Genomic DNA, 19,549 nt, shown 5'->3' with positions numbered 1-19,549 from the left:
CCGGGGGGCTACCGAGCGAGACGGTCGGTGGTCGTCAGGCGGCGGTCAGGGGTGCGCGGGACGGGAGAGCGCGGGCGAACTGGTCCGCGGTGCGGGCAAGTTGCCGTTCGACGTCGTCGTCGAGGATCACCGCGCCGTCCGGGGCGGTCGTGATGTGCCGGTCCAGGACGAACCGGCCCTGACAGACCTGGGCGCCGAGCGCGGTGAGGACCGGGCGCAGGGCGTAGTCGAGGGCGAGGACGTGGGCCGAGCTGCCGCCGGTGGCCAGGGGAAGCACCGGTTTCCCGGCGAACGCGTGCTGAGGCAGCAGGTCGAGGAAGGTCTTGAGCAGGCCGGAGTAGACGGCCTGGTAGATGGGGGTGGCCACGACGAGGGCGTCGGCCTCGGCCACCAGGCTCACGGCGCGGGCGAGCGACGCGTCGTGCGTGTCCGCGGCGAGCAGCGGTGCCGCGGGCAGTTCACGCAGGGCGAGCAGGTGGGTCCGGTGACCGCGGGCCCGCAGGCCCGCTGCGGTGTGCTCGGCGAGCAGGGCGGTACGGGAGGTACGGGACGGGCTGCCGGACAGGGCGAGGACGGTGGCCACGGGAACTCCTCGAAAACTCCCGGACAGGGAATCAGGGGACTTGGCGGTGAGGGGTGCGGGCGTTGGTGGGCGGCAGGCCCGCCCGTCCCGTGTCAGAGCGGGCTGTCGGGCATGCCGTAGGCGTCGGCGATCAGCTCGGTGGAGCGCAGCCGGGCCCGGACGGAGTGGCCGACGCTGCCGATCATGAGCTCGTCGGCGCCGGAGTCCCGCTGGACCTGGTTCAGGTGTCCGGTGACCTGCTCGGGGGTGCCGTGCGGGACGTGGTCCAGCCAGCTGTCGACGGCCTGGCGTTCCTGGGCGTCGTAGGTGTAGGCGTCCACTTCCTCGGGGGACGGCAGCAGATAGGACTTGCGCTGGAACATGCGGAGCATGGCGTGCGCGAGGGTGCCGGCCTGGCGGCGGGCCTCACGCTCGTCGTCGGATGCCGCGACGGTGAAGCTGACCAGCGCGTACGGCTCGGCCAGGGCCTCGGACGGAGTGAACCGCTCGCGGTACAGGCGCAGGGCGGCCACCACGTCGCGCGGGTTGAAGTGCGCGGCGAAGGCGAACGGCAGACCGAGCCGGGCGGCGAGCTGCGCCGAGTAACCGGACGAACCGAGCAGCCACACCGGCAGGCGGCCGGTGGGCGGGGCGACGCCGTTGAGCCGGTCCTGGGCGGGTCCCGGCACGGCGTACAGGCGGTCGGCGTAGGGGTGCCCGGCCGGGAAGTCGTCGCCGAGGAAGTGCAGCAGCTCGGCCACCTGCTGGGGGAAGTCCTCGGCGCCGCTCGCGCCGCGGCGCAGCGCGGCGGCAGTGGCGTGATCGGTGCCCGGGGCGCGGCCCAGGCCCAGGTCGATGCGGCCGGGGGCGAGGGCCTCCAGCATGCCGAACTGTTCCGCGACGACCAGCGGCGGATGGTTGGGCAGCATGATCCCGCCCGCGCCGAGCCGCAGCCTGCTGGTCTCCGCGGTGAGCCGGGACAGCAGGACGGGCGGGCTGGAGGTGGAGACGCCGGGCATGGCGTGGTGCTCGTTCGTCCAGTAGCGGGTGAAGCCGCGCCGGTCGGCGAGCCGGGCGAGTTCGATGCTGCCGGCCAACGCCTCCGCGGCGGTCTGGCCGGTGCCGGTCATGGCGGAGTCCAGTACGGACAGGGCGGCGGGGGCGGAGCCGTGGCGGGTGCCGCGGATCGGGTCGGTCACGGTGGTGCGGTCCTTGGGTGGTGTGGGAGGTGAGGGAGGGGCCGGACGCCGGCCGACAGCCGCGGCGGGTCCGCGTCGGCCGGCGCCCGTCCGTGTCCGGCGTGTGGGCCCGACGTGCGTGGGTCAGCCTCGGACGCCGAAGTCGACGCGGTCGGCGAGACCGGCGGCGGCGAAGGCGGCGACGAGCTCGTCGCGGCCCTCGGTGAAGTGGGCCCAGCTGTCGTAGTGGACGGGGACCACGCGGCCGGCATCGAGGATCTTCGCGGCCTGGGCGGCCTGGGCGCTGTCCAGGACGATCAGCCCGCCGTCGAAGACGTCAGGGAAGCGGGGTGCTCCGGCGAAGAGGAGGGCCGTGTCCACCGGGGCGAAGCGCTCGGCGATCTCCTTGACCGCGTCGAGGGACGCGTTGTCGCCGCTGACGTAGACGGTGGGCAGATCCTCGCCGGTCAGGACGAAGCCGACGACCTCGCCGCAGATCGGCTCGACCTCCTCGCGTTGGCCGGGGCCGTGGATGGCGGGCACGCCGGTCACGGTGACCGTGCCGGGCACGCCGTCCCGGCGATCGAGCTCGATCGACTGCCAGTCGGCGAGACCGGTGGCCGCCTGCCCGAGACGCTCCCCACCGCCGGGGGTGGTGAGCGTCAGAGGGACGTCGGCGAGCAGGGCCCGGCCGGAGGTGTCGAGGTTGTCGGCGTGCTCGTCGTGCGAGAGCAGGACCACGTCGACCCGGCCGAGATCGGCCGGGCTGCCGGCAGCCGCCGCCGTCTTGGTCAGCACGACGGCCGGTGCCTGGTGGTCGCCCGGGCCGTCGAAGGTCGGGTCGGTGAGAAAGCGCAGGCCGCCGTACTCGAAGAGGGCAGTCGGGCCGCCGAAGACGCGGACGGGGAACGGGGCGGTCTGCGGGGTCGGGGAAGACACGAAAAGAGTTCCTCACGGATAGATTGCACGTTAACCGTGACTCGACTGTAGGCATGTCTCACGGTTGGATGCAACCCGTACCATGAGAAGCATGGAAGAGTTCGTGACGGAAGAAGCCGCCCTGCCGTCGGCACCGGGCGAGGATGAGCACCCCGCCCTGGCCTTGGCCAACAGCGCCGTCGCGCTGCCCGGCGGGCACACGGCCGACCTCCTGGGCACCCCGGCGCGGGCCGAGCAGTGGCTGGCGCGGCGCGATCTCGCCCCGGCCGGCGCCGGCCTGGCGGAGGTGTGCGCGACGCAGCTGCGCTCGTTGCGCGAACAGGTCAGATCGCTACTGGCCTCCCGTGTCGCCGGGCAGCCCGCCCTGCCCGCCGCCGTCACGGCGATCAACGCCGCGATGACCCGCGTCCCGACCGCATCCCTGCTGCTCTGGGACGAGAAGAGGGGCCCCTACCGCGCCACACCCCACCCCACCACCGCGATCGTCGAGCACGCCCTGGCGGTCATCGCCACCGACGCCGCCGACCTGCTCACCGCCCCCGACGCCGCCCGCCTGACCGCCTGCGCCTCCCCTCCCTGCAACCGCTTCCTGCTCAAGCACGGCCGCCGCCAGTGGTGCTCCACCCGCTGCGGCGACCGCGCCCGCGCCGCCCGCGCCTACGCCCGGCGCACCGCGATGGAGTGACGACGCCACACCGCCGGCCCGACAGGACACGACAGCACCAGGCCCCCGGCGCAGCCGGGCCGCGCGGGCCACCACCTGACGTACACCTGGCCCGGCGGCCCGGACCGGGTCACGGCCACGGCCACGGCCACGGCCACGGCCACGGCCACGGCGAGGATCCGAGCCTCTGCCGCAGGGAGCCGTTGTCGTCGTGGTGGACGACCCCTTCGAAGCGCAACCGCAGCCCGTGCTTGTCCAGCAGCTCGGCCACGATCGCGTCGAGCTGTTCGCGGTGCTCCTTCGTCGGCGCCTGGAGGTGTGCGCCGCACCCGAGACCGACCAGGGGGAGAGCATGGAGAACACCGACCCGCAGCCCGCCGACAGCGACGACCAGGACCAGGACGACCGCGCGCTGAAGAAGGCCGTCGATGAGGAGGTCGATGTGCACGGCCGGTGCGCTGCGGCAGAGGCCCAGAAACTCACCAGGCGGGCCGGCCCCCTTCGTGCGCACGGCGTGCCGCTGCCGACGGTGGAGCAGTCCGCCGCGATGGACCTGGCGACCGTCGGCGAAGAGGTCGCGGCGCGGTGGCGGGACGACCGCAACCTGGGGGCGGGACCTGGCGGCCGGCGGCGAGCTCACCGCAGACGAAGTCCTCGATGAGGCGGTCGACTCCGCAGCGCTGACCGGGCTGCTGGCGTTGCAGGAGGCGCGCACCACATCCGATCCGAGCACGGTAGCGGAGTACGGCTCGAGCGCCGTCCCCCGCATGGCGCTCGCGGTCCCCCTCTTCGACTGCTGTCCGGCCGACTCGGGGGAGGCTGGGGCCCGGCACGGGCGGTGGACGCCGGAGGCAGGGCGGAGGGCAAGCGCGGCCGGTCCGCCTGGGCCGGGCGGGCCCGGAGACGGGTAGCCGTCGGCGGATGGAGGAACGGCGGACCGCGGGGAATCCGGCGATCGGCGCCGGGGCCGCGACGTTGGCGGCCAGGCAGCGGCCGGGCGGCGACCGGTCGCGGCGGGGCGCGGCGGGGCGCGTGCGCAGTGCATGGCGCGGCGACGGGCAGCCCCGCGGCGGCACGGCGCCGCGGTGGCGGCACGGCGCCTCGGACGGCAGGCGGGTCGGGTGCGGAGGGGCCGACGGCGGCTGCGGCCCGGAGGCGGCCAGGGGCGGACGCGGGAGGCCACCCGAGGGGGCCGGTGTCTTTCGCCGCCTCGTCCTCCCCGCAACCTCACGGTCATGGTGTTCGTCGGCGCACCGCTGTCAGCGGGGTGGGTGGTCGGTGCTGGGGCAGGTGGCTCCTGATCGGGGGAGGCGCAGGGTGGTCAGGTAGCGCTCGACGGCGGTCCGGACGCACGGGCTGCCCAGACGGAGGTGGACGGAGTGTCCGGCGCCTTCGTAGGTGAGCAGGCGGGCGCCGGGGAGCTGCGTCGTGGTGGAGCGGGCCTGGGTGAGGGGGGTGGAGACGTCGTAGCGGGCGTTGACGACCAGGGCGGGTGGAGCGCCTGCTGCCCGCAGGGGTTGCTGCGGGTAGGTGACGGGGGCAGGCCATCCGGCGCAGCGTGCGGCGCGTTCCAGGTGCATGCGGTTGCCGAAGACGCTGGGGGCGGCCTTCTTGCTGATGGCCCACATCCGGGCGGCCTGCCGGTGCGTGTCATTCCCGGTGTGCCAGTCGGCGCACAGCAGGGCGGTCTCCGCCTCCTCCGTGGCGGGCCCGGGGTCGCCGGGCAAGGCGGGCCAGGCCGGTCGGGTACGCGGCGGAGTGTGCAGGACGGTGTAGTCGTCCCATTCCTCGAACATCGCCGGCCATGAGGATTCGGAGGACTGCTGCAAGGAGAGGTTGCCCCATAGCAGCGCGTCGACGGACACGGGGCGTCCCTCGGCGTCGGCGAGTCGGTTCTCCTCCGCCGCGGTGAACAGCCGGCGGATCCCGGCGCTGATGGCACGGGGGCTGTGTCCGTGCTGTGCGCAGCTGGTGCTCGTCGCGCACCACTGGGCGGCGGCCTGGAAGGTCTCCTCCATCGCCGCGGCGGTGTCGCGGGTGAACGCGGCGGCGTCGAGGCTGTGGTCGAGGGTGCTGTCGAGCACCAGCGCCCGCAGTCGAGTCGGGTGGTACTGCGCGTAAGCCCCGCCGATCACCGTGCCGTAGGAGATGCCGAGGAAGCTGATGCGCGGTTCACCGAGGAAGGCGCGCACGGCGTCCACGTCCCGGGCCATGGCACGTGAGTCGACGTGGCCGAAGAGCCCGCCGCTGTGAGTGCGGCAGCTCGCGGCGAGCGCGCGGTTGTACGCCACACGGGTGCGGTGGGCGCGCTGGTCGACCAGTACCACCGGCATCTGATCGGCCATGGCGACCAGACGCGCACCACACTTGACGTGGACGTTGCGCGTGTTGAGGGCCACCAGGTCGAAGTGGTCGCGCAGGCGCTCCAGGGGACCGTCGTCCTCGTCCAGCAGTTCACCGACATCGTGCTCGCCGGGGCCGCCGTAGTTCACCACCAGCGTTCCCAGCCGCTGGGCCGGCCGCTTTGCGGGCTTGCGTGCGACGTCGAGGCGGATCGAGGGGCCGTCGGGTCTGCTCCAGTCCACCGGTACCCGCACCGTGGCGCACTGCGCCGTCCGCTTCGCGGGGCACGGTCGCCAGGCGTCTCCGTTCCCCGTGCCGAGCGCCGGTACGGTCCCCGCCGCCAGGCCGGCGCAGGCGAGCACAGCGGCAAGCAACCCTCTTTTTCGTGACACGTCACTCTCCCTGTTCGCGGTGATGTTGCGAACCTAGGGACGAAGCTCCGACGCCCTCGATGCGACACGGCGGCGACCCATATCTCATACGAGATGAGGGTGACTGCGAGCCACCGCCCATCGTCGGGTGTGATCGTGCAGAGTGGCCACGCAGCAGTCGGACGCGAGGACTGACGGGCGACACCTGCGCATCCCGTTCGCCAACCGCCTCCGCCACGTCGTCATCCAAGCCCACTGGATCACCGGATCACCTAATCACCTAATCACCGGCCGACGGAACCGGCGCACTTCGTCTGCTGCTGCGGCGGCGGCCCCGGAACGGAGAGGAGGGGGGGTGAGCGGCGCGCTGCACGGCCTGTGGCTTGTGCGGCTCGTCGTGGGTGATGAACCGGGCATGGCGCCAGGTATCGAAACGTACCCACTGGGGAGTGGCCGCGTCAGTCGCGTCGCTGCCAGGACCGTGGTGAGTGCACCGCTGGTCCTTTCACCGCTGGTACTCCACGACATCCAGGGAGTTCAGGGAGCAGCCCCACATCTTCTGCCCGGCCCACAGGGTCATCGGCACATGGGCCGAGGAGAACCCCTTGCTCCGCGGACTCGCCCGGCTGCACGCATCCGTCGATCAGCTGGCGTGTCGCGGTCAGGCAGGGGGGCGCCGCCTGGTGCCGCCGCCGCTGCCGTTCAGCGGGATCAGCGTCTCCAGATGAGCGCCTTTGACCCACGAGCCCAGCAGGTCGCGGTGCAGGGCCACGACGTCCTGGCGCAGTGCCAAGCCCAGCGCGGCCTTCGTGAACGTGCGGCAGGTGGTGACGAACAAGGCGACGTCCGCACCGTGCTCGAGACGGGCGGTACCGACGAACTTCTGCATGTCCTGCGAGGAGACGCTCCGGTGCGGCGCGTACTTCTTGCACTGGACGACCAGCTTGCGGCCGTCGGCCAGGTAGCCGACGACGTCCGCGCCCAGGTCGCCGCTCCTGCCGCTGACGACGACCTTCGTGCAGCCGTCCCGCCGGCACAGCTCCGCGATGTACGTCTCGAACTCCTGCCACGACAGGGCGTCGACCTCGGCCATGGACAACTCGCGCGCCCGGGCCTCCTCCTGGGCCCGCCATGCGCGGTCCCGGCCGACCGCACGGCGGTGCGCCCGCAGCAACGCCCAGCCGGCCCCGCCCAACACGGCTGCGGCGGCTACGGCCAGCAGGACGGGCCACACCATCGACCAGTTCGCGACGACCCACACCACTGCGGCCAGCGCCGCCACCACAGCCAGCCCTGCAGTTGCCTGCGGGTCCGCTTCTTCAAGCGCCGGCGCCGTCGACGTACCGCCATCGCTCCCCCGCTCCCCGGTCCCGTGATCCGCAGCGTGCGCGCGGACGGGCGCCGTCCGACCAGTTGCGCGTGCGGTGGGTCATCGGCCGGCCTGGGTGACGCTGCTCGCAAACTGCCCCAGGATGTTCACAATTCCCTGGCCGACCGGGGTGGGAGCGAGCAGAACGCCCAGCGCCAGGATGATGACGGCAGTGGTCCTCTCCTCGTTCCGACTGCGGGCCTGCGTACGACGCCGCAGCCGGAAGAAGACGATGACTGCGAGCAGCACGGACACGTTGATGGTCAGCAACCGCCCAGACCTCCCCAACCGATCGGCCGCCACAGGCGCGGGCGGCAGCCCGCCACCCCCGCGTTCTTGTGTAGCGAGGCGTGACTGATGTCGGAGGCGGGTTGCCGACGAATGGCACAAAGCCATCGGACCTGGCCGAATACCGCGCCGATCAGCTTGACCCTCAAGGCACCCGGGTGCTCAGGCGGGCCTCTGACGCCCTCATGGACGGCTGCCGGAACCGGCTCCGTCGACCGTGTACCGATCGGCAGCCGGTGGTGTTCAGCCTCGGTTGCGGGCTGGGCGCAGACATGCTCCTGCCGTACGAGACGTCGTTGCGTGCCGTCCACGACGAGCACGGTGTCCTTGGACGAAGCGCTTGTGGAGCCGGAGAGCGAGCGATGGCCCGAGGTGGTCGATGATGCGGTCCACCGCGGACTTCCCTGCCCCGAACCGCGGGGCGCGTGCCGCATCGTGAGACGCGCTCCCCAGTAAGCCGCGACCAGAAGGGCCAAGCTTCCGGCATACCCCCCCCGTGACGACTGTGATACGACCCGTCCGACCCCGCCACCGTGCTTACGGCGGCAAGCACTTCCGAGGGCCACCCAGCCCGACACGGGCTGCCTCCCGGTTCGAGGGACGCCGGCAAGGTAGCCAGCGGCGTGTGCTCCCTTCGTGCCTGGGGTCACGGACAGGAACACCCAAGCTGGTCCGGTGGAGGCGTGAGGAGTCCCCCCTCAGCATCACCGCCCTACCGGCCCGTGCATTGGGACGCGTCGCGATCGCACGTGCGGCCACGTACACAGGTGTGTCCGTTAGGGCACTCCCTGGACCGGGGCCAGACCCGCACGGCGATGACCTGCCCGAAGAGCCACACTTTGCGCGCCGGGCAAGCTTTCAGCGACCACGACCGCCCTCACCGACTACTGCGACGGCCGGTGACCGGATCCCACTCCCCCCGGTTCCACCTTGCCGGGCGACGGACGGAGAGGCGGCCGCGGCAATATACGGTCCGCAGCGGGTAGGCAGCGCGGCGGACGGTGGGGCGGCGGACGGCCGCACCACGAGCGTCCTGCGACGAACATGAGGGGCCCGGGGCGCGGGGGTGGGTGACTGGGGTCGGTGGCCGGGGAGTGGCACCCACTGAACGGGCTCGATGCAGTGGAGTGAGGCCCCTGGAGGGCGGCATATGTCCCCTCGACACGGCCGTGGACACGTGGACATGCGATGGGTGTGCATCGGAGTGGAGAAATAGCGTCGTCCCCGACGATGCCATGAACTGCCAGTCCGTCACGGTGCGCATCGCGTGCAGGCGGACCGCACCACATCATGGCCGCGCATCGGGTGCGCAGGGTGGACGTCATCGCGCGCGGGATGCGGGCTGTGCGGGGGGCCGGGATGGTGAAGCGCTTCGCGAGTGGTGCGATGCGCGGTGTGATCGCCCCACTGGCGACCGCGCCGCCCGTGAGAGGCACGATCGTGCCCCGAGCGGTGGGGCGCAGATCTTCCACGGGACGACCGGCGTCGTTTCCCTGCCCGCTTCCGGGGAGTGGTGGTCCTCGTGGCGCCCACACGGTCGCGCTCCAAGAGGTGTTCGACCCGTGGGTATCGGCCACGCACCGTATTCGGCGGACCGCGCAGGTGTTCAACTGAGTTCCTCGTCAGTCCCGCGGGCAACAGGCAGTCTGCCCATGCACCTCCACCACCGCCTGTACTGATCACCCCCACCCGGAAGGGACCCCGACACCGATCAGGCATCCGGGCTTCGAACGGACACGCCTGGCTCCGACGAAGGAGCGGTGGCGCCGCCCGGTACGCCTGCCTGCCCTGCCCATTCGACTCGACCTCGGCCGGCACACGATGTCCCGGGTCGGATCACGATCGACGGAAACGGACCGTATGACCACGCAACAGACCATCTCGCTTCTCGTCGGCCTCGCCGCCATGGTGCTCCTGGCGCGGCTGCTCGGCGCGCTGGCCCGCCGCCTGGGCCAGCCCGCGGTGATCGGCGAGGTTCTCGCCGGCATCGCACTGGGGCCGACCCTCTTCCACGGGGCGATCTCGGACGCACTCTTACCCACCGACATACGGCCTCTGCTCGGCGCACTCGCCGCGGTGGGGGTGGCCGTCTTCATGTTCATCGTCGGACTGGAGTGGGACGCGGCCCTGATCCGCGGAAGCGGAGCCATCGCCCCCAGCGTCTCGCTCAGCTCCATCCTGCTGCCCTTCGGGCTCGGCGCCGCCCTGGCCCTCTACCTCATGGAGGACCACGGCACCGGCAACAAGACGGCGTTCATGCTCTTCATGGGTATCGCCATGTCGATCACCGCTTTCCCGGTACTGGCCAGGATCCTGACCGACAGGGGCATGGCCCGTACACCCCTGGGCGTGGTCGCCCTGGCCTGCGCCTCCATCGACGACGTCCTCGCTTGGTTCCTGCTCGCCGCCGTGGTCGCCGTCAGCGGCTCGGCGGGCCCTGACGAGTGGCGGATCCTTCTGGCTGTCCCGTACCTGTTGGCCATGCTGTTCCTGCTGCGCCCCGCACTGCGCCGGATCGCGGACCGCCGCGGGTCGCTCCGGCTCACCCCGACCACCTTCGCCTGCATCCTCGCCGGCCTGCTGCTCTCCGCAGCCACCACCGAGTGGCTGGGCCTGCACTACATCTTCGGCGCGTTCCTCTTCGGCGTCGTCCTCCCCCGTAACGGCACGGAGCAGCTGCGCCGCGATGTGCACGATCGTCTCGGACAGATGAGCGGTACGTTGCTCCTGCCGGTGTTCTTCCTGGTCGCCGGCTTGAAGGTGGACCTCTCCGGGCTCGACGCCAGTGGGCTCGGGGACCTCGGGCTCATCCTGCTGGTGGCCGTGGGCGGCAAGTTCATCGGCGCGTTCGCCGCCGCCCGCCTGAACCGGATGCCGGTGCGCCAGTCAGCGGCACTGGCCACCTTGATGAACACCCGCGGCCTCACCGAACTCATCGTCCTCAACGTGGGCCTCCAACTCGGTTTCCTCAACCAGGAGTTGTACTCGCTCATGGTCGTCATGGCCGTGGTGACGACCGCGATGGCAGGTCCCCTGCTGACCTGGCTGCTGGGACGCCCCACCGACGCAGACCGCACCGACGCCGAGCCCCTCACGCCCGTCGAGGACTCCGGAGGCACCCACTCCCCCGAACACGCGAAGGGACACGCCCTATAGGAAACGGACCGCGCGGGGCGCCCTCACGTGTCCGACCGTCGTCGGCCGCAGCGGCAGCGCCTCGCCCGGAAGGGCCCCGCAGCCTCATCTCCAGCGCCCGCCTACCGCGTTGCCGACCCGGCCCGTCTCCGCCACCACGTCAGGAAGGGCGACCTGCTGGTCGGCCGCTCGGCGGCGTCAAGGCCGAGCCGGGCGACCACGGCTTCGGGCGGAGTCGGTGCCGGCCAGGAAGTCGGCGAAGGATGGTCGCTCCGGCCCTGGAGCCGGCGAAAGGGCCCCACCGGCGGGCCCTCAGTGTTCGTCACGTAGAGCGCGCCTGCGGTCGTGCAACACCAGCAGGATGGTCATCCCCATCACCGCTCCCAGGACGATGCCGGCCTCGCTGGTCAGTACCTGCGCCAGCGGGTACTCAGGAGAGGGCTGCGCGTCGGCGCGCGTGGAGGACAAGCTGTTGTAGGTGGCTTGGAGAAGAGCGTTCCCGATGAGATCCACGCCGCGGCCATGGGGAGCAGGAACCTCCGCGACCCGCGGCGGGTGGTCAGCACAAGCAGGCCCCACGCCCCCGCGAGGGCCCACGCGCCGGTGCTGAAAGACAGAAGGTGCCACCACATGTCACGTTCGTCGCGCAGGGCAGGGTCGATGCCGAGGGTGCCACCAGTCGCCCAGTACAGCTTGGTGACACCGAGAAGGATGCTGCCGGCGGCGACCAGCCCGGCGAGGCTGATCTGCAACTGCCGGGTGCTTCCCGGCCGCTCGGCGTAGTCGGTCGGGCCGCCAAGCGCCTCGGGCCACCGCGCCTTGGCGTACCCCGCCAGACCGAGCGGCAGACCGATGCCGATCCCGACGAGGGAGACCATGACGAGCATCTGTTCGTAGGCCCAGAGGTCGCCCGCGCCGGCCTGCTCGTCCCGGGCCATGGCGGCTGGGCCGAGCACCGGCGCCAGGAAGACCACGGGAACGAGCAGGCCGGTGCCCACCCATACGGGCAGGGCCACCAGCCATGCGGGCAGCCGCTCACCCCACGGCCTGCCGAACGCCATTGCCGACAAGACGGCCACCGCGGCGAGTAGCGCGGTGGCCGCGTTGATCGCGCGCCAACTGTTTTCACCCATCCGCTCGTGCGGAAGGAAGAGACCGAAGGTCCAGAAGATCTTGATCAGCAGGTACGGAGTGACCGCGACGACGACACCGTAGCCGCTGATGCGGCGCACTCTCAGCAGTGGTGACATGGCCGGCTCCTCAGCCGGAGCTTCGCCGCACGAGCCGGGGCGCATTGCATCGGTGTTCATGAGGTCCAACCTCCCGGCGATGCGGCCGGTTCGGATCCTCCCGCCGAACCATTCCGCTCCCTCTCACGGGGGAGGCACACGAGGAGGAGTCGTCCAGCGCTGTGACGGTGCGGGGCGCTCACGTGGACACCCCGCCCCCGCCCCCGGGAGCCCCCGAACCCGTCGATGTCCCGGCCGGCGCGGCCGGGCGGACGAGCGCATCGTCGGTGAGGCGGAGCCGGGTGCGCAGCGCGGTGTGGCCCGCATCGGTCACGGTGACCATCCGGGTCGTGCTCCGGCGCACCAGCCACGATGATTCCAGCGCGTGCCGGAAGAGCGCCGCGCCCACGGCGCCGGCCAGGTGCGGGCGCTGTTCCGTCCAGTCCAGACACGTACGGACATGAGGTCGCCAGGAGGCGTTCGGGCCGTCGTCGGCGATGCCGAGATCGCGCAGCCAGTCCCGGCCCGCGGTGGTGAGGGCCGGCCCGTAGTCCCAGGCCAGCAGACCGCGTTCCGTCGTCGCGTCGGTGATCGCCACAGCCGGCGCGCCCCCGAGATGGTCGTAACAGACGCGGGCCTGTGCCAGGGCGCGGCGACGGTTGGCGTCGGTCAGCGAGCGCACCGGGGCCGGCCGCGACCGGGCCCGGGCGGCCAGGTTCTCGATCATCTCGGCGGTGTCCGCGGTCGCCAGCCGCAGCAACCGATTCCGCCCCTGTCGCTCCTCGGCCAGGATGCCGCCCCGTACCAGCCGATCCAGGTGCGCGCTGGCGGTGGACCGTGCGACGCCCGCGGTACGTGCCAGCTCCGACGCGGTCCAGGCACGGCCGTCAAGCAACGCCAGACAGAACGCCGCGCGGGTACGGTCCGCCAAGAGCCCCGCGAACTCGGCGAGGTCGGGGCCGTCTGCGTAGGTTCCGTCGAAGCTGGTCACCCCTACAGTCTCGTCCGGCGACAGTTCGGCCGTCGACGAAGGGTCCGGATCCTAGGGTTGCCGTCCATGACGACAGCGACACGCACGCCCTCGCACATCGCGATAGCCCCGAGCATCCTCTACTTCGGTACCCCCGTCGCCCTGCTGACCACGGAGAACGAGGACGGCTCGGCCAACGTGGCCCCGGTCTCCTCCGTCTGGGCGCTCGGGCAGACCGTGGTGCTCGGCCTCGGTGCCGACAGCCGGACCGCAGCCAACCTGGCCACCCGGCCGGAACTCGTGATCAACCTGCCCTCTCCCGACCTGTGGGGCGCGGTGGAGCGGCTCGCCCCGCTCACCGGAGCGTCCCCTGTGCCCGCCGCCAAGCGGGCACGGGGTTACCGCTACGAGCCTGACAAGTTCACCGCGGCCGGCCTTACGCCCGCGCCGTCCGAGACGGTACGGGCTCCGCGCGTCGCCGAGTGCCCGCTCCAGCTCGAGGCGCGGGTCCGGCGCAGCTCACCGGACTCGCAGGGTCACTTCCTGATCGTGGAGTGTGCGGTGGCACGCGTCCACGCCGACCGGCGCATCGTCGTGCCCGGCACCCAGCACATCGACCCCACCCTCTGGAGCCCGCTCATCTTCAACTTCCGCCACTACCACGGCCTCGCCCCCGAACTGGGCCACTGCTTCACCTCGCAGACACCCACCGGGCGATGAGGAGGCGGGTACGACTCGAACCGCCCGTACGTCGAACCAACCCGTACACGCTGACCGGCAGGTTTCACCGGGAGCGTCCCCGGGCTGTCCTGTCAGGCGACCCGGTGCCTCAGGCAAGCCCATCAACGCCTGTCGTCCACGGAACGCGATGCCTCCCTCTGGGGCCCGCAGGCCTGACAACGCCCGTCCCTGTGTGTGGCACCAGCGCTGCGAATCATCCGAGGCAGCCCATACGGCTGGGGGCCTTGGATGGTCCGTGACCCCTCCAGGGGGCTCCTCCCTCCAGGGCCTCCAGCATCACCGTGGGATCAGTGCACGCTTGGCGGGATCATCGCGAGGGGGCGGGCCGGCCCGGGTCGCCGGCGGGGGTCATGCCGGGTCGCTCAAGGCGGCGTACCCCTGGCAAGGGCAGACGGGAGCCCCGAACCCGAGCGGTGCCAGCAGGCGGAGTGGTGGGCGGCGGCCGGGCCGGCTGCGGGCAGGAGGGCGGCGGCCGACCCCGACGCCTTGGCGGGCCGGGACCCTCTGTCGCGGGCGGCGGGACGGCGGGCGGCGGGACCCCGGGGCGGCGGGCGCTGGTACGGGCCCGCTGCCTTCGCAAGCTCCGGGTGGCGTGGCGTCCTGCCGTGACAGCGTGTGCCGGAACGCCCCGGTTCCCCTCCGGCAGCGCGGGGGGTCTGCGGCCATTGTTCGGAGAGGACGGCCGCCACCGGCCCCTGCTGCATCCGAGCGCCCGGCTGCCTCGGAGGCCGGGCGTGGCCTGTCGGCGCGTCACCGCCCGGCCTCCACGCGGACGTTGTCGGTGCGGGGCGGGAGTCACGCGCCCGGAACGTCCCGCCGGCGCCGGTGCCGGCGAGCCTGCACGCTGGGCGGGATCACGACCGTTCACACCAGCGGGGCTTCGCGCCCACGTCAGGGCGGGCGGACCCGGGGCACCTCCGCCCCCACCGGGACGCCGTCAGGCGGGGGCACGCCGACGTTCACGCCCCGAGGCGTTCACGGGTCTCCCGCGCCTGACGCAGGTAGGGCAGGGTGGCGGCCGGTTCGTCGCGGGCTATCTCCTCGAAGAGATCGCACGCTTCCCTGGCGGCGTCCCGTGCGAGCGCCGAGCGGTCCCCGGCGAGCAGACGGGCACGTGCCACTGCCTCCAGGGCGTGGGCGAGCAGGTCCCGGTGGGCGCGCCGCTCCCCGGCCGCCAGCGCGCGGGCGCTCTCCAGGGCCTCGTCGGTGAGCGCGGCCGCTTCCCGCGCGTGTCCGGCCTCGGCGAGGCGCAGGCCGTGCGTGGTGAGCAGGAAGGCCAGCGGGGAGCGCAGGATCGGGACGTGGTCGGCGTGCGGGCGGCAGAGGTCGACCGCCTCGGCGGTGCACCTGAGCGCTTCGGCGTGCCGCCGCGGGTCGGCCGCCAGCAGACGGCCGTGGCAGCCCAGGGCGCGGGCCAGCAGGAGTTCGTCCTCGAGGGTCGCGCGGTCGGCGAGGCCACGGCAGTGGACGACCGCTTCGCCGAGCACGTCGACGGAACCGTCCCGCTGCAGCTCGCCACCGACGAAGCCGTGCGTCACGAGCGCCTCCGCGGCGGCTCGCCGGCCCGCGAGCACCTGGTCCGCCGTCCTGTCGTCCGACCGCGCGTCGGCCGCCTCCCGGCCGATCCGCACCGCTTCGGCCCCCGTGTCCATCGCGGCGTCCGCGGCGCCCGCGTGGAAGAGCAGGAGCTGCGACTGGGCGAGCAGCCGCGCGAGCGCGGCCGCGTGAGCGTCGGGCGCGGCGGCGTACAGGGGCCTCAGTGCGCTGACGGCCTGACGTGTCACCCGCAGGGCGTGCGCGCGGTGACCGCTCCCCATCAGGCGGGCGCCGAGCACGGTCGCCGCCCGTACGGCCGCGAGTGCGGTGGTGGGGGTTCCCCGGCGCCGGTGGGCGGCGCGGCGGTGGCGGGCCGCTTCGGCGGCGGCCCTGAGCGCCGCGCGTTCCCGGCCGAGCAGCCACAGGTGATCGCCCTGGGCTTCCAGGTTCGCGGCCAGGGCCTCCTGGTGGCGCTCGGGGTCGTCCCGCGTGAGTCGACGGCCGATGACCACGGCGTCGTCCAGCTGCTCCGAGGCCCGTTCGCCGTGGCCCGTGCCGTGCAGGAGGGCGTTGGTGGCCGAGAGGGCGGAGACCAGGGTCTGCTCGTATCGCTGCGGCGCCTCGCGCGCCAGGGCCCGCAGGCGGTCCACGGCTTCGATGGCCGCGGTCGCGGCGTCCTCGTACCGGCCGAGGTCCACGAGGCACAGGTACTGCACGAGCCGGTTCCTCGCCAGTCCGTCCGCGTAGGCGCCGGAGCCGTTCGCCTCCAGCGCGGTGCCGAGGTCGACGGCCTCGTCGACGAGTTCGAGGGCGGTGGCGGGGTCGTCGAGTCGGTGCAGCAGCACGGCCAGGTTGTTCAGGCACATCGCGAGGTCGTGCGTGTGAGCGCCGGGATCGGCCGCCGCCAGGGACCGGTAGCGGGCCGCGGCTTCCTCCAGGAACGGCCTGGCCTCGTCGGGCCGGTCCGCGACGGTCAGGGTGTAGGCCAGGGTGACGAGGGCCATGGCGAGTTCGGACCGGAAGGCGGCGGGTTGCTGCGCGGCGAGTCGCCGGTAGCCGTCCACGGCCTCCTCGGCGGTCGCGATGGCACGGGTGTGCCGTTCGGCGGAGCTGAGCCGGTTGGCGAGGGAGTTGAGCGTGAGCACCAGCCGCGGACGGTGGCGGTCCGGATGGTCGTGCGCGAGGCGACGGAAGAGGCGTACGGACTCCTCGATCGCGTCGAGCGACTCGTCGGCCAGGCCGAGGTTGTCGAGGTCGATGGAGAGGTGGTTGAGGGTGGTGGCGAGGTCGGCGAGGTAGACGTCGGGGCGCGCCTCGGCGAGGACGCGGCGCATGGCGACGGACCTGCGTGACGCGGCCAGGGCTTCGCGGCGCAGGCCCATGAGCTGGGAGGCCGAGGAGAGCGTGGCGAGCGCGAGGGCGAGTGCGGGCCTGAAGGCGTCGGGGCGCGCCTCGACCAGCGTCTCGTGGAGGTCCACGGCGGCCCGCACGGCTTCGAGGGCTTCGGCGGGGCGGCCGGCGTCCAGCTGGTAGACGGCCTGGTTCTGGAGGGCGTCGGCCAGCAGGGGCGTGTACCGGTCGGGGTCGTGGACGGCCAGCCTCCGGCTGAGGGCGACGGCGCTGGTGATCGCGTGTACGGCGGCCTGGTGGTCGCCGAGGCTCCGCTCGGCCTCGGCCAGTGTGGTGAGCGCCTTGGCCCGGCGGTCGAGGGTCTCGGTTGCTTCCGCCGGTTCCACGAGGGCCAGGGCGTGGACGGCGGTGCGGGCGGAGCGGAGCGCGTCGTCACGACGGCCCAGCCGTACGAGGCTCAGGGCCCGGTTGCTGTGGCACGACCCCCACTCGGAGAGTCGTCGCGGATGCGGGGCGGGCAGGCCGCGCCACACGGCGATGGCCTCCTCGGCCGCATGGCGGGCTTCCTCGTGGCGGTCCATGTGCTCGAGGTGTTTGGACAGTTCGCGCAGGGCGACGGCGAGCCGGGCCAGCCGCTCGGGGTCGTCGCCGGCCTGTTCCCGGTGGACCTCGACGATCCTGTGGGCGAGGTGCAGGGCCCAGGGGGCGAGGTTGTAGGTGCTCGCGGGGAGGTGGTCGGCGAGCCGTTCCAGCTCCGGCAGGGGGACGTCCGGGTCGTCGCTGATCGCCGTGAGGGCGCGTACCAGCGGGTCGGGGGCCTCCACCTCGGTGGCCACGTCGATCGCGGGGCGTGCCAGGACGTCGCGGTGGCGGACGCACCAGCCGATCAGCTTCTCCTCGTCGAGGACGCCGCGCGCGCAGGCGCGGGTGACGAGGGTGAGGAACCGTGCCGCCTGCGCGGGGTCGGCGCCGGGCAGGAAGCCGTCGGCCAGTGCGGGCTCGTCCCTCAGTCCGGCGCCCACGAAGCGCTCGGCCAGCCGGTCGGGTCGCAGGTCTCCGACGATCCGGCCGCCCGTGACGGGGAGGGCGGCCTGGATCCAGTCGGACACCGCGCGGCGGCGGTCCTCGCTCTGGTCCCGCAGGAGCTCGACCCGGGTGAGGAGGCCGGCCATGTGCCGCCGGTCCCGCGCGCCGAGCGCGACGGCGGCGGTCATGGCGTGGAGCAGGGCTTCCTCGGAGAGCCCGGTCAGCGGGGCGTGCCCGTCGGCGACGTTCAGCCAGTGCCGTCGCTCGTGCGTCAGGAGTTGTTCCTCGACCGACGCCGTGTCGCCGGCGCGGTGCGCCACCGTGCCGCCCCCCGGGGCAGCGCGGCTGGTGGCGGCGTCGAGGAGGCCCACGAGGGCGGTCATCTGCAAGGTGAGCGGTGAGCCGAGACCGTCGTGGGCCGTGGGCGGCGCCAGGCGCTCGGCGAGGGTGCGCCAGGGGTGGTGCCGCCAGCCCGGCACGCGTGGGAGTGCCGAGGCGAACGCGCCGACGGCGTCCTCATAGGCGGTCGCCAGCGCGGTGGCGTCCGTCTCCTGCTCGGGCAGGGGCAGGTTGAGGGCTTGCGCCATGAGGGTCGACGCCGTCACGGAGGGGCGGCACACCCGGTCCGTCCACCACGCGTCGGAGCGGGCCAGGAGCAGGACCTTGACGTGGGCGTGGCGGTGGCGTGCGATCAGCTCCAGTACGGCCGCAGTGTCGGTGACGCGGGTGTCGGCCCCGTCGACCACGACCAGGAGTGGTACGGCCGGCGGGGGCAGGTCGCGGACGGCGTCCGCGCGTCCCTGGCCCAGCCGCAGCACGGCCCACTGCGGGGGCAGCGTCCGGCCGAACTCCAGGGCGAGACGGCTCTTGCCCCGGCCGCCCGGAGCGTGGAGCACGCACACGCCGGGTCCGGGCGTGCGGGACCAGGAACGCAGGGCGGCCAGTTCGCCGTCGCGGCCCCGGAAGGGCACCACTTCGCGGTCGGGCAGCAACAGCTCCGCGAGGGAGTGCGGGGCCTCCTCCGCGGTGCTGCCGTCCGGGTCGGTGAGGGCCGCGTACTCCACGGGTTCCGGTACGTGGTGCCCTCGAGCCCCGTACGCGTCGAGCGTCTCGCGGAAGCCCTTCGCCCGGAGGAGCACGGCGGCGGGTTCGGCCCGCAGTCGGGCAGGTGTGTGGCCGGGCAGGTCGGCTGTCACCACGGCGGTCAGAAGATCACCGCAGAGGACGGCGGCCCCCGACATACCGGCCCACGGTGACCCGTCGGCCTCCCGGACCCGCCCGGTGTTGCAGTCGATCTCGTACGTGCCGCCGATGAGACCGCTGCCGGGGCTGATGGTGCCGAACGCCTGCTCGACCTCGCCGGAGGGGTGCTCCGAGCGGGGGAAACCCCAGGCCCGGCACGGTACCGGGTCGCGCTCGGCGACGACCCGCCCCCAGCGCACCGGGCTCTCGGCCCCGCCGGACCAGTCGGCCGACTCGATGTGGACCAAGGCCGCGTCGACCCGTCCGCCCGCGTCCCCTGCGCCTACCGTCGACAGGGGGGCCTCCGGTTGGCCGCGCCACACGACCCGGGCCGCGTACCACTGTCCGGATCGGAGCGAGCGGAGCGAGGCGACCCGTAGAGGCTTGCCCACTCCGTGCACGGCGTGGGCGGCGGTCAGGACGAGGCGTGGCGAGATCTCGAATCCGGAAGCCCAACCCTGCCGGTGCGCCACGCGCACGACCCGGTTGCTGTCCACTCTTCCTCCACCAGGGGCGATGACGGCGGGCACGGCGTTCTTCGATCCGGGGTTCGACGGGGACGGCGTGGAGCTGAGGAGTGACGGCGGGTCCGCCCCGGACAGCAGG

General features: G+C 73.0%; 13 protein-coding genes and 1 pseudogene. 3 read left to right on the top strand and 11 right to left on the bottom strand.

The features are described from left to right. Positions 1 to 34: 34 nt before the first annotated feature. From ssuE to NRO40_RS29625, 3 genes are all read right to left on the bottom strand, one after another. A complete protein-coding gene (gene ssuE / locus NRO40_RS29635) occupies positions 35 to 583 on the bottom strand; it encodes an NADPH-dependent FMN reductase (protein ID WP_058941693.1) in 549 nt (182 codons plus the stop codon). A gap of 92 nt (positions 584 to 675) precedes the next feature. Then, complete coding sequence (locus tag NRO40_RS29630; protein WP_058941692.1) at positions 676 to 1,761, bottom strand: LLM class flavin-dependent oxidoreductase; 1,086 nt, start codon at positions 1,759 to 1,761, stop codon at positions 676 to 678. A gap of 123 nt (positions 1,762 to 1,884) precedes the next feature. Continuing rightward, positions 1,885 to 2,679, bottom strand: a complete 795-nt coding sequence (locus tag NRO40_RS29625; protein WP_058941691.1) for an MBL fold metallo-hydrolase — start codon at positions 2,677 to 2,679, stop codon at positions 1,885 to 1,887. A gap of 82 nt (positions 2,680 to 2,761) precedes the next feature. Between NRO40_RS29625 and NRO40_RS29620 the strand changes: the two genes are divergently transcribed. Then, a complete protein-coding gene (locus NRO40_RS29620; protein WP_408057070.1) occupies positions 2,762 to 3,364 on the top strand; it encodes a CGNR zinc finger domain-containing protein in 603 nt (200 codons plus the stop codon). Between the two features lie 109 nt (positions 3,365 to 3,473). Here NRO40_RS29620 and NRO40_RS29615 read toward each other — a convergent pair whose 3' ends face one another. From NRO40_RS29615 to NRO40_RS29595, 5 genes and pseudogenes are all read right to left on the bottom strand, one after another. After that, entirely contained in the window at positions 3,474 to 3,791 is a 318-nt protein-coding gene (locus NRO40_RS29615) for a hypothetical protein (RefSeq protein WP_232791022.1), read from the bottom strand. An 811-nt stretch (positions 3,792 to 4,602) separates the two neighbouring features. Further along, positions 4,603 to 5,928 (bottom strand): alpha/beta hydrolase, encoded by a 1,326-nt coding sequence (locus NRO40_RS29610; RefSeq protein WP_157901816.1) that lies wholly within the window; start codon positions 5,926 to 5,928, stop codon positions 4,603 to 4,605. A 790-nt stretch (positions 5,929 to 6,718) separates the two neighbouring features. Beyond that, complete coding sequence (locus NRO40_RS29605) at positions 6,719 to 7,339, bottom strand: restriction endonuclease (RefSeq protein WP_058941742.1); 621 nt, start codon at positions 7,337 to 7,339, stop codon at positions 6,719 to 6,721. A 147-nt stretch (positions 7,340 to 7,486) separates the two neighbouring features. Further along, positions 7,487 to 7,696 (bottom strand): hypothetical protein, encoded by a 210-nt coding sequence (locus NRO40_RS29600; RefSeq protein WP_058941741.1) that lies wholly within the window; start codon positions 7,694 to 7,696, stop codon positions 7,487 to 7,489. Between the two features lie 317 nt (positions 7,697 to 8,013). Continuing rightward, positions 8,014 to 8,187: pseudogene (locus NRO40_RS29595) on the bottom strand (IS5/IS1182 family transposase); the annotation flags it as partial. Positions 8,188 to 9,574: 1,387 nt separating this feature from the next. Here NRO40_RS29595 and NRO40_RS29590 point away from each other — a divergent pair. Then, positions 9,575 to 10,870, top strand: coding sequence for a cation:proton antiporter domain-containing protein (locus tag NRO40_RS29590; protein ID WP_079046858.1), 1,296 nt, complete (start codon positions 9,575 to 9,577; stop codon positions 10,868 to 10,870). A gap of 386 nt (positions 10,871 to 11,256) precedes the next feature. On the opposite strand, the gene NRO40_RS29585 is transcribed toward NRO40_RS29590, so the two are convergent. Together NRO40_RS29585 and NRO40_RS29580 are read right to left on the bottom strand one after the other, a co-directional pair. Beyond that, a complete protein-coding gene (locus tag NRO40_RS29585) occupies positions 11,257 to 12,159 on the bottom strand; it encodes a hypothetical protein (RefSeq protein WP_198549274.1) in 903 nt (300 codons plus the stop codon). Between the two features lie 118 nt (positions 12,160 to 12,277). After that, positions 12,278 to 13,069, bottom strand: coding sequence for an ArsR/SmtB family transcription factor (locus NRO40_RS29580; RefSeq protein WP_058940927.1), 792 nt, complete (start codon positions 13,067 to 13,069; stop codon positions 12,278 to 12,280). A gap of 66 nt (positions 13,070 to 13,135) precedes the next feature. Here NRO40_RS29580 and NRO40_RS29575 point away from each other — a divergent pair, with 66 nt between their 5' ends. Further along, on the top strand, positions 13,136 to 13,768 hold the full coding sequence (locus NRO40_RS29575) for a flavin reductase family protein (protein WP_058940928.1): 633 nt from the start codon (positions 13,136 to 13,138) through the stop codon (positions 13,766 to 13,768). A gap of 980 nt (positions 13,769 to 14,748) precedes the next feature. Here the strand turns inward: NRO40_RS29575 and NRO40_RS29570 are convergent. Further along, entirely contained in the window at positions 14,749 to 19,440 is a 4,692-nt protein-coding gene (locus NRO40_RS29570) for a tetratricopeptide repeat protein (protein WP_058940929.1), read from the bottom strand. Positions 19,441 to 19,549 lie beyond the last annotated feature (109 nt).

The organism is Streptomyces changanensis, assembly GCF_024600715.1.
In the GTDB taxonomy this organism is placed as follows: domain Bacteria; phylum Actinomycetota; class Actinomycetes; order Streptomycetales; family Streptomycetaceae; genus Streptomyces; species Streptomyces changanensis.
Note: the sequence above shows the minus strand (reverse complement) of the source record. Positions and strands in the feature narration are given on the sequence as shown.

What these genes read in the sequence shown, in the direction of transcription:
- NRO40_RS29620 (WP_408057070.1), top strand. Translation starts at nt 2,762, where the DNA reads ATGAGAAGCATGGAAGAGTTCGTGACGGAAGAAGCCGCCCTGCCGTCG.
- NRO40_RS29590 (WP_079046858.1), top strand. Translation starts at nt 9,575, where the DNA reads ATGACCACGCAACAGACCATCTCGCTTCTCGTCGGCCTCGCCGCCATG.
- NRO40_RS29585 (WP_198549274.1), bottom strand. Translation starts at nt 12,159, where the DNA reads ATGAACACCGATGCAATGCGCCCCGGCTCGTGCGGCGAAGCTCCGGCT.
- NRO40_RS29575 (WP_058940928.1), top strand. Translation starts at nt 13,136, where the DNA reads ATGACGACAGCGACACGCACGCCCTCGCACATCGCGATAGCCCCGAGC.